At 62.1% G+C, this 14,645-nt stretch carries 13 protein-coding genes; 3 read left to right on the forward strand and 10 right to left on the reverse strand.

The window, feature by feature from the left end; all coding sequences use genetic code 11:
• Positions 1-40: 40 nt before the first annotated feature.
• Together HBF24_RS09455 and HBF24_RS09460 are read left to right on the forward strand one after the other, a co-directional pair.
• Positions 41-1,255 carry a putative peptide maturation dehydrogenase gene (locus tag HBF24_RS09455; RefSeq protein ID WP_167172259.1) on the forward strand — a complete coding sequence of 405 codons (1,215 nt, stop codon included), beginning with the start codon at positions 41-43 and terminating at the stop codon, positions 1,253-1,255.
• A gap of 162 nt (positions 1,256-1,417) precedes the next feature.
• Positions 1,418-1,723, forward strand: a complete 306-nt coding sequence (locus HBF24_RS09460) for a hypothetical protein (RefSeq protein WP_167172261.1) — start codon at positions 1,418-1,420, stop codon at positions 1,721-1,723.
• A gap of 8 nt (positions 1,724-1,731) precedes the next feature.
• On the opposite strand, the gene HBF24_RS09465 is transcribed toward HBF24_RS09460, so the two are convergent.
• The 10 genes from HBF24_RS09465 to HBF24_RS09510 all read right to left on the reverse strand — a co-directional run bounded on the left by HBF24_RS09465 (position 1,732) and on the right by HBF24_RS09510 (position 11,321).
• Entirely contained in the window at positions 1,732-4,269 is a 2,538-nt protein-coding gene (locus HBF24_RS09465) for a putative peptide modification system cyclase (protein ID WP_167172263.1), read from the reverse strand.
• Positions 4,270-4,277: 8 nt separating this feature from the next.
• Entirely contained in the window at positions 4,278-5,327 is a 1,050-nt protein-coding gene (locus tag HBF24_RS09470) for a GGDEF domain-containing protein (RefSeq protein WP_167172264.1), read from the reverse strand.
• A gap of 168 nt (positions 5,328-5,495) precedes the next feature.
• Positions 5,496-6,092: a lysophospholipid acyltransferase family protein gene (locus tag HBF24_RS09475; protein WP_167172266.1), complete on the reverse strand. Its 597-nt coding sequence runs from the start codon at positions 6,090-6,092 to the stop codon at positions 5,496-5,498.
• An 8-nt stretch (positions 6,093-6,100) separates the two neighbouring features.
• Entirely contained in the window at positions 6,101-6,520 is a 420-nt protein-coding gene (arfB, locus tag HBF24_RS09480) for an alternative ribosome rescue aminoacyl-tRNA hydrolase ArfB (protein ID WP_167172268.1), read from the reverse strand.
• 9 nt (positions 6,521-6,529) lie between these two features.
• Positions 6,530-7,231 carry a pseudouridine synthase gene (locus HBF24_RS09485; RefSeq protein ID WP_167172270.1) on the reverse strand — a complete coding sequence of 234 codons (702 nt, stop codon included), beginning with the start codon at positions 7,229-7,231 and terminating at the stop codon, positions 6,530-6,532.
• A gap of 11 nt (positions 7,232-7,242) precedes the next feature.
• Positions 7,243-8,892 (reverse strand): ubiquinone biosynthesis regulatory protein kinase UbiB, encoded by a 1,650-nt coding sequence (gene ubiB, locus HBF24_RS09490; protein ID WP_167172272.1) that lies wholly within the window; start codon positions 8,890-8,892, stop codon positions 7,243-7,245.
• Positions 8,889-9,545 (reverse strand): SCP2 sterol-binding domain-containing protein, encoded by a 657-nt coding sequence (locus tag HBF24_RS09495; RefSeq protein ID WP_167172274.1) that lies wholly within the window; start codon positions 9,543-9,545, stop codon positions 8,889-8,891. Before HBF24_RS09495 ends, ubiB begins: the two co-directional genes overlap by 4 nt.
• 73 nt (positions 9,546-9,618) lie before the next feature.
• Positions 9,619-10,092, reverse strand: coding sequence for a tRNA (uridine(34)/cytosine(34)/5-carboxymethylaminomethyluridine(34)-2'-O)-methyltransferase TrmL (gene trmL / locus HBF24_RS09500; RefSeq protein ID WP_167172276.1), 474 nt, complete (start codon positions 10,090-10,092; stop codon positions 9,619-9,621).
• A gap of 36 nt (positions 10,093-10,128) precedes the next feature.
• Positions 10,129-10,353, reverse strand: coding sequence for a hypothetical protein (locus HBF24_RS09505; RefSeq protein ID WP_167172278.1), 225 nt, complete (start codon positions 10,351-10,353; stop codon positions 10,129-10,131).
• Between the two features lie 185 nt (positions 10,354-10,538).
• On the reverse strand, positions 10,539-11,321 hold the full coding sequence (locus tag HBF24_RS09510) for a hypothetical protein (protein ID WP_167172280.1): 783 nt from the start codon (positions 11,319-11,321) through the stop codon (positions 10,539-10,541).
• A gap of 257 nt (positions 11,322-11,578) precedes the next feature.
• Here HBF24_RS09510 and HBF24_RS09515 point away from each other — a divergent pair, with 257 nt between their 5' ends.
• Positions 11,579-14,368, forward strand: a complete 2,790-nt coding sequence (locus HBF24_RS09515) for a pitrilysin family protein (protein WP_240922409.1) — start codon at positions 11,579-11,581, stop codon at positions 14,366-14,368.
• Positions 14,369-14,645: the final 277 nt, after the last annotated feature.

Here is a 14,645-nt window from a genome sequence, read left to right on the forward strand (position 1 = left end):
GGCTAGGCTTGGGTCTTCATGTTCCTGGGATGTATGACCCATGCAGGTTCGCAGGCGCCGTATCTGCTTTGTGCAGATTGCCGACCAGATCCTTCCCGACTTTCACGCCTTGTTCCGGGGCGAGGTGAAAATTGACGCCAAGCCGAAGGCCGAACTGTTGTGTCCGATCGACGGCGAGCGTATTGCCCTAAAGCCGGAGGAACTGCCGGTGCTGGCCTCGCTGTCTGCCGAGGAGTGGGTAGAAGCTGAGGCCCTGATGAGCCAGGGCCTGGCCGACAAAGCGTTGCTCGTGCGTATGGCCGAGCGTCAGGTGCTGCTGACGGATGCACCTGATGACGTCGCCAGCCAGCGCATCATGACCGCCGAGAAGCGCATGGAGGATATCGGCTGGTACGACCTGACCGCCATGTATCACGCCATGACGCGATGGTCGAACAAAACCGACGACGTTTCCGATCGCGAGCACTCTGATGCCGCGCATCGCTCGCGACTGGATGAGGTAGCCAAGCGGCACGGCCCGCCGCCAACGCATTTTCCGCGGCGTGATGACGCCATAGCCACCGAGCCACTGGACTTGCCTGCGTTCGACTCGCCCCTCGCTGAAATCCTCAAGGCCCGGCGCACCGCCCGCAACTTTGCCAGCCACGTGCCGCTGCCCAGGCATGAGCTTTCGCACATGCTGTACGGTACGTTTGGTGCCATGGGTACGCAGGAGTTCGCGCCGGGCATGGTCGCCGTCAAGCGCACCAGCGCCTCGGGCGGCGGCCTGACGCCGATGGACGCCTATCCGCTGATCATGAACGTTGAAGGCCTGCGTACCGGCATCTATCACTACGAGGCGGGTACGCACTCCCTGGAACTGCTCAAGGAAGTGCCCGAGCAAAGCCTGCGTGCCATGGTCATGCAGGTCACCGCCGGGCAGGACTACTTCGCCCAGGCGCAGGCCGCCATCGTGCATGTGGCACGCTTTGCCCGGCATCACTGGAAGTATCGCCGTCACGCCAAGGCCTACAAGGCATTACTGATGGACTCGGCGCATCTGAGCCAGACCTTCTATCTGCTGGCGACCGAACGGGGCCTGGGCGCTTTCTACACCGCCGCGCTCAACGACGTCGAGCTGACGCCGTGGCTGGGACTGGACCCGATTGAAGCCGCTCCCGTGGGCATGAGCGGCGTGGGAATCACCACCGAAGATCCACACGATGAACTGCACTTTTGCCCGCAACCCTATGATCCGACAGCGGCCAGGCGCTGATTCCATTGCCGCAGCCATGCCCTGACAGACTTTGCGTGCAAGACCCCATATCCGCTATAACCGAACCGACCCGTTCCAGCGGGCCCTCCCGACAGCACGATGCGTGTCCGCATCGACGTCACGACTTCTGATGCAAGTCATCAACCCGACAAGGAGCAAGCCATGAACGACGTGATTGAATTCCGCAGCGAAGCCCATGCCATTCCCTCTACCACTGGCCATCGGCCAAGCCAGCGCATGACGGTGCATGAGTTTCTCAAGAAGTTGGCGGTCGATGATTCGTTTCGGAGTGAGCTTGAGACGACACCGGTTGCTTCTGCTCTTGCAGCGGGCTTTACTTTTGATGCTCAATGCTTGCCGAAAAATGGAATCAAGCTTCCTAGCAAGGGCGAAGTAAAATCATACTTGGATATGACTGACGAAAGGCTTCTCGAAAGCTTTGCCGTTGTCATCGTTTTCAAGATCTAAAGCCGTATTTAGTTAACCTGCGCTGCCCGCGTGCGGCGCAGGTGCTTATCAATTTGAAGTGATGCGACTCTTGCGCCAATGCCCAAGTTATTTTCGAAGATTTCACCAAAGGCCAGGGCGCGATTTCTTATAGCAAAATCAAGTAATTTTTGGGCATTTTTACCTGAGGCCGCCAATGCTGCTCTTGCTCTGAGGTCATAAATTTCCCAAATGGGGTTTGACCTTACTGATGTCGCCATGGAATATGCTCTCCGCGCATCCCCAGAGGAGAGGTAAATTTCTGCTTGAGCTAGAGTGTATATCTGACTCAGTACAGGGTTTCCTTCCACCTTTCCCTGGGCGTGCAGCTCATCTAAAGCTTTTTTCGCCAGCGAAGTGTTTCCCATTCGCGCGGACCATGCTGAAAATAATGCAGTGAGCGCGCGATAATCAACCACAAGCCTATCGCGGTCAACTTTCTTCATTGATAATAGTTGATCCAGCCAGTGCTTTGTTTCGGCTCGTGCGGCCTCCTTTTGACCTGCCGTCCAGCGCATTGCAACAAGGTCCAGCTTTAGACTCCATATCGTAGTGTTTACATCGTATCCACGTTTTCCAGTGCTGAGTTTGAATAGGCTGTCAGCAAGCACTTTAACTGCTTCTTGTAGCTTTCCTTGATCCTCCAAAAGCATGGCTCGTCTGCGCGCAACGCTAACAGAAAATCTCTTATCTTTAGATCTTAAGTTGATATATGTGTAGGCGAGTTTATATTTCTTCTCCATGATATAAAGATCAGCAAGGCCTAAAAACGGCCCCTTGAATCCTGCCTGCCGAGCCTTTTTAAGGTTCTTTTCCGCGTTCGTTAGGCTGCCTGTAGCGAGCTGACAAGTGCCTAGTACGTATATGGATACAGGGCGCAGAGACTGAGGCAATGTTGCCGCATGATGCAAATAGGGCAATGCCAACTTACAGTCATTATTATAGGCAGCTAAAAAAAGCCCAGTATTGTTGGGGCCGCTTGCTATATCAGGGTATAGGTCGGCCATGACCTTCCAGGCAGCGATGGCCTCCAAAGGGCTGCCGTAGGCGGTGGTCTTAAGGGCTTGTATTCGTAGTTGCTCCAGATAACTCAGTCTGCCGCTACGCTTAAGGGCGTTATCCATCGCTTCCCGAGCTGCTTCTTTGCGGTTAAGTGAGAGATATATGGCGCCAAGTTGTGCATAAGCCGCAGCAAAGCCGGGGTCAAGCTTAATCGCCTGCTTGGTTACGTCAGTTGCAAGTTTCGCATCCCCGTCCTGTAGGGCGGTGTATCCTAAAGTATAGGCGCGCAGTGCGTCCAAGCTGTCGGTGGTTGCTTGCTGAAGAGGTACGCTGGAACTCTTTATTTGATCTATAGTTTCGCCTAAAGAGCCTCGCATTTTTTTAACGAGTCCATCGATAGCAGGTACAAGGCTTTTCTTGTCTGATGCTTTCTCAGAAAATTTAGCGACAGGAGTTCCTGTTGTTGGATTGATGATCGTTGCTATCAGAAGAAAGTCGGAACCATAATTATCTATGGAGGGCAGTATAAGCGCCTTAGCGTTAAGTCGCAGTGAGATATTGATGCCAATTTTTTTTTCTATATTGGTTTTTTTTCTAAGGCGCATTTGCCTTAGTGTGTCTCTGACTATTGCATCGGGCATCACATTTACGTACCGCGACTGTTGCAGGTCGAGAAGAAACGCACTTTTTAGTGGAAGGGATATATTTTTAATGCCGGTGTGATTCTGGATGTCCCCTACCACTACCCAGTCTCGTGCTGAAAAGCCCAGCGAGCGTTCGCTATGATTATATCCCCACCAAATAGACCCGGCAGTGCTCGCGGCAAGAATAATTCCAAAAACAGCTAGCCATTTTGGCTTCAACCAAGACCTATCCCGCCTGGCATTGCGATGGGATCGTGGTGCCTTCATGGGGCCGACGGTGGCGTCGCCTACCTCGACTACGGAAAGGGGGGTGCTGAGGCCCTTGGCACGATAGGTGCCGTGTTTTTTCCAGCGAAGTTTGTGGTTCTTGAGTTCGCCTTCGGCACGCTGTGCGAAGCCTGCGGCGACTTGGGAAAGCAGGATCTGGCCAGGCCGCGCCAAGCTGGCCAGTCGCGAGGCGATGGGCTTGACCAGCCCCTCCACTTCCAGTGGCTTGGCGCCACGCGAGATGGCGTCGGCGTCGTTGTGCCAGAGCACCACGTCGCCGACGTGAATGCCAACTCGACTGCGCAGGGTTTCGCCTTGTTCAATGGCCAGCTGTTCCAGCGCGTGCTGATAATCCAGGGCAAAGGCGACGGCGCGGATGGGGCGCTCGAACAGCAGCAGGAAGCCATCGGTCTTGTCGATTTCCTGCCCGCCGTGGCGTTGCAGCACGGTACGGGCGAGGCGGTCGTGGGCGCGAATGAGCTCCGCGGCGCGGCGATCGCCGAGTCTTTGCACCATACCCGTGGAGTCGGACAGATCGCACACAACGATCGTGCGCAATTGCGGCACGGGCTCGCGTACCTCGGGGGCCGCTTCTTGGCCGGACACCGCTTCCATGGGACGACTTACACGACGGCACCGGGCCGGTAGGGCATGACGTATAGGCCGTCACCTCCCTGACCCTTGACCCGATAGAGCGCCTCGTCCACTTCGCTGTACCAGTTCGACCAGCCGGCGCCTTCACGACACAGGCTGGCGCCGATGCTGGCGGTGACGCGCAGGTCCTGACGGCTGGCGTCGAAATGCAGATCTCGAATGGCCTGCATGAGGCGTTGGGCCCGGTTGCGCACGGCCTCGTGAGAGCCTACATGCATCAGTAGTGCGAATTCATCACCACCCAGGCGGCACGGCAGGTCGAGCAGGCCCGAAGCCAGCTGGATTTGTCGGGCCACGGCGCACAGTACTTCATCGCCGGTAAGGTGGCCGTAGCGATCATTGACGCTTTTGAAGTGGTCCAGGTCGATCAGCAGGATACCCAGGTGACTGCCTGGTTCGTGCGCCCGGGGAAGCTCCTCCAGGTACTTGTAGAGACCGCGCCGATTGCATAACCCGGTCAGCTCATCGGTGCGAATCTGGCCCTGGGCCTGGCTGAGCTGGCCGCGCGTCTGGTGCAGTGAATCCAGTGCGTGCATCAGGTCTTCATTGCGGCGCTTGAGGCCGGCGACCAGCTCTTGTTCGCTGAGCACTAGGTAGGCCAGCGAACGACGCGTGAATTGCAGGCCCAGTGTGGGGTCACATTGAGTCAGGCGCTCGAAGTGCTCGTAGTCGATGACCAGCAGCTGGCAGTCCTCCAGCGCGGTGGCCGTGGCCATGCGGCAGTGATCGCCGACGAACAGCGCAAGCTCGCCGAAGAACATGCCAGGCTCCAGCTGTTTGCGCGGCATGTCGCCATGGAAGTCGAGTTCGACCTGCCCCGATTCGATGACGTACATGCTCTGGCCGATCTCTCCACGGCGCAGGATGGGTTGACCAGCGAGCACGCGCAACGGCCGCGCAGCGGCGCGGAAGGCCACCAGTTCGGCATCGGTCAGCTGATAGTAAGGCATGGTTTCAGCAGCCATGGCATCGAGTTGATGGGCCGACTTGGTTGCTGAATCGGCAATCGGCAGGTTCACGCTGCCTTCCCCTCCTTAGGCGCGGTGTGAGAAGAATAGTAGCAAGCTTGGCCGGGGTCTGACACGACAAATCCAAGAGTCCTACTCTTGTATACGGCAAGCTGTCTGGCGCGTCGAGCCCTGTCCGCAGGCAGTGTGACAGACGTCCATGCCAGCATCACACAATGGCTAGACGCCGCGATGCTTGCCCTGAAAGGGTGTGAAAAACTGCCGCAGCGACACGAGATCGGCTTCCATGTCGTCGCTGGTCTCAAATATCGGGCCCAGACCGATAACGCGGTCCGGATAGTGAAAATACACCGGCACCACCGGTACATTGGCACGTCGCGCGATATGCCAGAAGCCGCTCTTCCAGCGCTCGACCTGTTTGCGCGTGCCTTCCGGCGTGATGCCCAGCCAGAACTTGGGGTGCGTGGCGAACTGGTCGACCATCTGCTCGACCACGCCCTTAGTGGCGCTGCGATCGATGCCCACGCCTCCGAGTTGACGCAGCAGCGCACCGAGCGGGCCTCGAAACAGCTCCTGCTTGGCCATGAAGTGCACGTCGGCGCCCATGGCCACCTTCATCAGCAGCCCCCAGATGCCGTCCCACCATGAAGAGTGCGGCACGCCGATCAGCACCGCCTGCGGAATGTCCGGCAGTTCTCCGGCCAGGCGCCACCCGGCCATGCGCAGAATGGCCCGGCTCAGACGTCGGCGCCAGGAATCGGCAAACGAGGGCATGTGCGGAGGCAGCTCGGCCGGCCGCGGAATGCGAGCGTCCACGAAGGGTGTTACTCCAGTGTCGGGCGCCCACGGGCGCGCTTGATCTGGCCGCGACGCTGCTTGCTGGAAAGGCGCCGTTCCTTGGAGCCACGCGTGGGCCGCGTGGGGATGCGCTTCTTGGGCACGACCAAACCCTGGCGTAGCCATTCGACCAGACGTTCGCGCGCATCATCGCGGTTGCGCGCCTGGTCGCGAAAGCGTCTGGCCTGGATCACCAGCACGCCGGCCTCGGTCAGACGCCGGTCACGACGCGCCAGCAGGCGGGCGCGAACTTCCTCGGGCAGCGCTGGCGAGCTGGCCACGTCAAAGCGCAGCTCGACCGCGCTCTCTGTGCGGTTCACATGCTGGCCGCCGGGCCCGTCGGCGCGCGTGAAGCGCTCGCTGAGCTCGGATTCCTCAATCTGGATGCGTCGGCTTACCTTCAACATAAGCTGATTCTAGCCAAGATGTGCGCGCCAGCCGAACCGGTCGGTGATGGCGAGCCAGGTGGCATCCAGTGGCGCCTTGATGCGCATGGCGCGTGCGTCGGCCGGATGGACAAATTCCAGCGCGCTGGCGTGCAGCAGCATGCGAAAGCAACCGAAGTGCTGCTTGAACAAGCGATTGTGGTCGCTGCGTCCGTGCTGGCTGTCGCCCACGATCGGGTGATGGATGTGCGCCAAGTGCTTGCGGATCTGCCGAAAACGCCCGGTTTGCGGCATGCATTTAAGCAGGGCGTAGCGCTGCTGAGGATAGCGGCCCAGGGCGATGGGTACCTCCACCGTGGCCACGCTCTGGTAATGCGTTTGCGCTTCACGGCGTGGGCCGGAGTCGCGCGCGCCGGGCAGCGCGTAGTCGATCACGCCTTCGGCCGGCTCCGGCCAGCCGCGCACCACCGCCAGATAGTGCTTGCGTGTACTGCGCGCCCTGAACTGCTCGCCCAGCGCCGCGGCCATGTCGCTGTTGCGCGCGACCAGCAGCACACCGCTGGTCGGGCGATCCAGGCGATGGGCCAGATGCAATGGGCCGTCCACCTGTTCGCGCAGTGCGTCGATCACGAAGGCCTCGGCCGGACCGACGAAATGGGAGCGATGCACCGGCATGCCGGCAGGCTTGTTCACCGCCAGCAGGTCGGTGTCCTGGTAGAGAATGTCCAGCATGCAAGATGCCTTCAGCGACGCTGTCGCGGCCAGCCGATCACGAAGGCGACCACGCCGCCGATCGCGGCCAGCACCGGCAACCAGTGGCCGACCTGCGGCGCATCCAGCCACAGCAGCAGCGCACCCAGGATCAAGGTGGCGCCGACCAGACCGCCAGCCAGCAGCCGGCGCGTGCGCCGCGCCTCGGTGTGCAGGCGTGCCAAGTCGTCCGAGGCAAAACGCACCTGCAGCTCGCCGGCCACCGCCTGTTGCAGCCACTCGCGCGCCAGATCGGGCATGCGGGGCGCCGCGTGCATCCACTCGGGGATGCGTCGGCGCACTTCGCGCAGAGCGCGGCGCGGGCTGTAGCGCTTGCGCAAAATGCGCTTGAGCACCGGATGCGCCACCGCCCAGATATCGATGTCGGGATCCAGCCGACGGCCGACGCCTTCGATATTGAGCAACGTCTTCTGCAGCAGGATCAGCTGCGGCTGCAGAGTCAGCTCGAAGCGGCGCGCGGTCTGGAACAGCTTGGCGACCAGCTCGGCGATGGAAATCTGCGACAGCGGCCGCGTGAAATACGGCTCGCACACCGTGCGCACCGCGCCTTCCAGCTCGTCCACGCGGATGTGTCGCGGCATCCAGCCGGCCGCCAGGTGCAACTCGGCAATGCGTCGGTAATCGCGCTCGAACAAGGCGATGAAATTTTCCGCCAACCAGTACTGATCGGCTTCGGGCAGCGAGCCCATGATGCCGAAATCCAGCGCGATGAACTGCGGTTCGTCGATCTTGGTCAGGTCCACCCAGATGTTGCCCGGGTGCGCATCGGCATGGAAAAAGTTGTCGCGAAAGACCTGCTCGTAGAACAGGCGCACGCCCTTGGCGGCCAATTGCTTGCGATCGATGCCGGCGGCGGCGATCGCCTCCACATCGTCCGCCGGCACGCCGTGCACGCGCTCCAGCGTCAGCACGCGGGCGTGGCTCAGGTCCCACTCCACGGCCGGGACGTAAAGATCGGGCGAGCCTTCGAAGTTGCGACGCAACAGGCTGGCGTTGGCGCCTTCGCGCTGCAGGTCCAACTCGTTTTCCAGCGTCTTCTCGATTTCGGCGACGACTTCCAGCGGGCGGATCTTGTCGGCGTTGGGATGCCAGCGATCGGCCAGCTCGCCCAGCGCGCGCAGCAGATCGATATCGCGCGCGATGGCCTTGTCGATACCCGGGCGCAGCACCTTGATCACGACCTCGCGGCCATCGTGCAGCGTGGCCGCGTGCACCTGCGCAATCGAGGCCGAGGCCAGTGGCGTTTCGTCGAAGCTGGCATACAGCTCGCTGACCGGTGCGCCCAGCTGCGCCTCGATGATGGCGCGCGCCTCGCTGCCGGGAAACGGTGGCACCCGGTCCTGCAGTTCGGCCAGTTCGTCGGCAATGTCTTCGGGTACCAGGTCGCGACGCGTGGACAGCACCTGGCCGGCCTTGACAAAGATCGGGCCCAGTTCGTTCAGCGCCAGACGCAGGCGCTCGCCGCGATTGGCATCGCGCAGGTCGGCGCGGCCGCGCGGCAGCAGCGGGCGCACCCAGGCCAGCGGGCCGATGCGGCGCGCATCAAGCAGTTCGTCCAGGCGGAAGCGACACAACACGGCGGCCACGCGCAGCAGCCGCGGCAACAAACGCACACTCCTCATGCGTGATGCTCCGTCTGGCGGCTCAGGCGGCGGATGCGCGCTTCCAGGCGCTCGGTGCGCTCGCGCAGCAGGTCGACATCGTCAAGGAACGGTTCCAGCTCGCCCGGCGCCAGCGCCACGCGCGCTTCCTCGCGCAGCCAGTCGGCGGTGTCCTCGACGGTGTGGCGGGCGCTGCGCCGGAAATGCGCCAGCCCGCGCCGGATCGCCCGTGCCAGCGGCACGCCGGCGACATCGCCGAAGGTGCGCGCGAAGGCTTCCTCGACATCCGGGGCGAAGGTGCGAAACAGCTTTTCCAGGCGGCGAGCCAGGTCGGCATCACCGGCAATCTCCACTTTGCCCGGGGCCACGCCGTCATCGTCGCGACGCAGCGCCATCGCCAGCAGGCTGCCGGGTGTGGCCGCCACGCGCAGGCTGGAGCCGGCCGCCTCGGTGGGGATGGGGCCGACCATCAGGCGGCCGCCGGCCACGCTCACCGACAGGTCAAGATTCGGGCCCTCAAGATGCAGGTCGATGCGCCGGCCATCCAGCGCGCGCAGGCGCTGCACGGTATCCGGGTCCAGCGCCACGGCGCGGTTCAGGGCGCGCTCCAGGGCGCGGCCGCCAAGCACGCGCAGCGGGCGCGGCAGAATCGGTGGGGCATCGGCAGGTCTCATGGCGACGATTGTAACCTGCCACGCCCTCGCGTTCGGCCCTGCATGCACTCATGCCGGCGAGGATCGGCGTGGCTTAGTCGGGAATCGAAGCGCCGGCGAAGTCGAGCTGGCGCCAGGCCTCGTACACCGCTACTGCCACACTGTTGGAAAGGTTCAGGCTGCGGCTGTCGGCGCGCATGGGCAGGCGCAGACGATGTTCGTGGGCGATGGTGTCGAACACCTCGGCCGGCAGCCCGGCGGTTTCGCAGCCGAACAGCAGCGCATCGCCATCGGTAAATTGTGCATCCACATGCCGTACGCGACTGCGCGTGGAGAAGGCGAACACACGTGGCCGGCCGATGGCCTCAAGGCACGCGTCCAGGCTGTCGTGCAGCTGCACACGGGCATATTCGTGATAGTCCAGACCGGCGCGACGCAGGCGCGTGTCGTCCAGCTCGAAGCCGAGCGGTCCGATCAGGTGCAGTGCCGCGCCGGTGTTGGCACACAGACGAATGACATTGCCGGTGTTGGGCGGGATTTCAGGGCGATAAAGAATGACATGCAGCATCTGCGCATTATCGCCCGAATAGCGCCGCCCGTTGCATCAGCCGGCACGGAAGCAGATCACCTGGTCCGGCGGCAGCGGGCAGGTCGGCAGCGAGGTGCTGGTGTGACTTTGCGGATTGACCTGCGTGGCAACCGGTCCCGTGGTCGGCCCGGCCAGGCGCACCGGGTCGGCGTGCAGGGTCAGCATCGAGGTGAAGAACAGCACCGAAAGCCCCATCACGGCGGCGAACAATGATTTGAGCAGCAGCATTTCCAGTTTCATGGCTAGATCCTTCGCAAGTGACGGTAAGTGCTTCGTCTATCGCAAGGGTCGTGCCAACATGCTGGAATTATCACAAGTCTATGAATTTACGTGTTTATTTTCGCTTTTATTTACCTGTGTACACAGGCTGGTGGTGTGTCCGCGGACGTAACTGTCCGCGTGCGGACACTGTCCGGACGGACACTTCAATGCAATGAGCAGCGACCATCCAGCGGCGCCTGGCGTGCCTTGTCCAGCTCAGTGGCGGAGCGGCTGCCGAAACTGCTGGCGGCAAACTGGATGTTGGCCGACACGTTCTTGCCGTTGGCGCCGCGGACGTTGGTCAGCCCGGAAAAGCCGCGCAGCTGGCGGCTGTCGCGGGCGTAGGTGACATCCAGGTGCGGCAGGGCGAAGGAAAACCAGCTGTCCAGCTTCAGGCGAAAGCGCACCTGACCGTCGGGAGCGCCACGGCGTTTGCTGGCGCTGAAACCGATGAAGCGCTGCTTGCTGGGCACCAGAAAATCCAGTGACACCGAGTGGCCGGCGGTCAGGGTTTTCCAGTGCGCGTGCACGAAGGCATCAAAGCCGGCATCAATCACCGGGCGCTTGGCTTGCGGTAATGACTTGGTCTTCTCATCGGCGTGCTCATGGCGCTGCACGTAGATCTGCCGCTGGCCATGATTTTCCCGTACCCCTTCGCGGTAGCCGCTGAGCGCATCGACAAAGGCGAAGTTCGGCGCCTGCGCGCTGCCGCCTTGCACACGTTTGCGCGCGAAGGCCTTGCCGTTGGGGCAGCTGTACAGCACCAGGGCGGCCTGCTTGCCATCATCCTGTTGGTAGCGAAAGTGGTGCTCCACCCACAAAAGACGTCCACCATCGAGCGCATGTGCCTTGCCGGTGTAGCCGTGGATGTCCTTGGCGGTGGCGGCGTTCACGCCCAGCGGGGCGATGGCAAGCGTGGTGGCAATCAGCAATGGCAGACGGGGCATGGCTCCTCCGGATCAACACGCAAGTGTGCGTGTCTTCAATAGATTTACGGTCGAAGGTCACATGCGGATGCATCGACCTTGCCGCTAACTTCAATCCACATCCCACGTTGCCACAGCCCGGGTGAACCGAAGGTAGGAGAGGTCTTCGGCGCCCTGGCGCAGCGTGGTGCCAAGCACGACGCCAAAAAACATAAAGGGAGGGGCGCATGTTTCGAGCACTGTCACTGATGGCTGCCGGCCTGTTGGCAGCGGGAGCCATGTATGCCGCGCCGGTAAGCGCGGCCGATACACAAAACGCACCGGACATTCCGTACACCCGCTTCAAACTGCCCAATGGCATGACCGTGGTGGTGCACGAGGACCACAAGGCGCCGATCGTGGCCGTCAGCGTGTGGTATCACGTTGGCTCGGCCTACGAGCCCAAGGGCAAGACCGGCTTTGCGCACCTTTTTGAGCACCTGATGTTCCAGGGCTCGGAAAACCACAAGGACGAGTACTTCCGTCCCTTCGAGCTTGCCGGCGCCACCGACCAGAACGGCACCACCTGGCTGGACCGCACCAACTACTTCGAAACGGTGCCGACCACCGCGCTGGACATGGCGCTGTGGATGGAGTCCGACCGTATGGGCCATCTGCTGGGCGCCATCGGCAAGAAGGAGTTGGACGAGCAGCGCGGCGTGGTGCAGAACGAGAAGCGCCAGGGCGAGAACCAGCCTTACGGCCGCGTCATGGAAGACATCCAGGCCAACGCCTTCCCGGCCAACCATCCCTACCACCACGACACCATCGGCTCCATGGCCGATCTCAATGCCGCGTCGCTGGGCGATGTGAAGCAGTGGTTCCGCGATTACTACGGCGCAGCCAACACCACCCTGGTGCTGGCTGGCGATATCACGCCGGCCGTGGCGAAAAAGAAGGCCATGGCCTACTTCGGCGATATCGGCCCCGGCCCGTCGGTGCCGCGTCCGCAGGCCTGGGCCGCGCCGCGCAAGTCCTCGGTGACCGGGCACATGACCGACAACGTGGCGCAGACGCGTATCTATCGCGAGTGGAACGTGCCGGCACTGGGTACCTCCGACGCCGTCATGCTGGATCTGGCGGCCAATGTGCTTGGCGGCGGCAAGACCAGCCGGCTGTATCAGCGTCTGGTCTACAAGGACAAGTTGGCCGACAGCGTCAGCGTCAACCAGATGAGCTTCGAGCTGGCCGGCATGTTCATGCTTCAGGTCGATGTGAAGAAGGGCATCGATCCGGCCAAGGTGAAGGCGGCCATCGCCGATGAATTCAAGCGCTTTCTTGCCGACGGGCCCACCGCCGATGAGTTGGCGCGGGCCAAGGCCAGTTATCAGGCCGATACCGTGCGCAGCCTGGAAAAGGTGGGCGGCTTCGGTGGCAAGGCGGTCACGCTGGCACAGGGTCAGGTCTATCAGGGCAATCCCGGCGCCTGGAAGGTCGATTACGAACGCACCATGGCGGCCACCCCGGCGCAGGTGACGGCGGCGGCCGATCAGTGGCTGGGACGTGGCGATTACACGCTGACCGTGACGCCGGGCAAGGTCGATGCCAACGATGCGGCCAGCATGGCCGGACGCAAAGCCGTCAACGGCCGTCCGCACGATGTCAGCAGCAAGGTCGCCGGCTACCAGGCGCAGGGTGACGGTGTCGACCGCAGCCATGGCGTGCCTGAGGTCAGCCAGTTCCCAGACTTGAGCTTCCCCAAGCTGCAACACGGCAAGCTCGACAACGGTATCGAGGTGGTGCTGGCCGAGCGCCACGCCATTCCGGTGGTGCAGATGCAGCTGTTGTTCGATGCCGGTTACGCAGCCGATCAGGGCCGTCCGCTGGGTACATCCAGCTTCACCATGAGCATGCTCGACGAGGGTACCGACAAGCTTGACTCGGTGCAGATTGCCCAGCGCAAGGAGCGCCTGGGCGCGCGCATCGGCACCGGCTGCAACCTCGACTACTGCAGCGCCTCGCTAAACGCCCTGGACGCCAAGCTGGAGCCTTCGCTGGCGCTGTTCGCCGATATCGTGCGGCACCCGGCATTCCGTGATGCCGATGTGGCGCGTCTGCGCGGCCAGTGGCTGGCCGGCATCGCCCAGGAAAAGAGCCAGCCCATCGGCCTGGCCCTGCGCACGCTGCCGCCGCTGCTGTATGGCCAGGGCAACGCCTACGCCATTCCGTTTACCGGCTCGGGCACCGAGGCTTCGATCAAGGCACTGCAGGTGGCCGACATGCGCCGCTTCATGGCCGATTACGTGCGCCCGGACAATGTGAAGATCCTGGTTGCCGGTGACACCAGGCTGGCCAAGGTGATCCCGCAGCTCAACGCCGTGTTCGGCGATTGGAAGGCGCCCGCCGGTGCCGTGCCGACCAAGAACATCGCCCATGTCGACTACCCGGCCAAGCCGCACGTGTACTTGATGGATCGCCCCGGTGCGCAGCAGTCGCTGATCCTGGCCGGTCTCGTCGCGCCGTCCACGCAGGCGGACGATAATCTGGATATCCGCACCATGAATGGTGCCTTCGGTGGCTCGTTCACCTCGCGCCTGAACATGAATCTGCGCGAGGACAAGCACTGGGCCTACGGTGCCTTCAGCTTCCTTCGTGATGCGGTGGGCCAGCGCCCGTTCCTGATGTACGCGCCGGTGCAGACCGACAAGACTTCGCAGTCGGTCAGCGAAATCCTCAAGGAAGCCAATGCCGTCATCGGACCCAAGCCGCTGACCCATGCCGAGATCCAGAAGATCAAGGATGGCGACGTGCGCGGCATGCCCGGCCAGTACGAAACCACCAGCGCGGTGCTGGGGGCCATCAACGGTATCGAGCAGTACCACCGCCCGGATGACTACGTACAGACGCTGAAAGCACGCATCGACGCGCAATCCGACCAGGCCGTGCAGCAGGCGGCAGACCAGGTGATTCACCCCGATCACCTGACCTGGGTGATCATCGGTGACCTCAGCAAGATCGAAAAACCGATCCGCGCCCTGAACCTGGGCCAGGTCCAGGTCATCGACGCCGATGGCCATCCGGTGAAATAGGCCGTTTGCCAGAGCTTGCCAACCCAAAGGCCGGGCGCATCGTCGTCCGGCCTTTGGATGTCTGGCAGGTGGTCTGCTGAGCGCGCGTTGTATGGATAGGCCAATCCATCATGGCAAGCGCTGTCGGGAAAGGTACCCTATGGGTTTGCCATAGCGACGTGGTGGCGCCATGCCCCAGCTTGATTCCCATCTACAACACTTGGAAGCCGAAGCGATCCACATCATGCGCGAGGTGGCGGCGGAGTTTGCCAACCCGGTGATGCTGTACTCGGTGGGC

Source organism: Oleiagrimonas sp. C23AA (genome assembly GCF_011759385.1).
GTDB lineage: Bacteria > Pseudomonadota > Gammaproteobacteria > Xanthomonadales > Rhodanobacteraceae > Oleiagrimonas.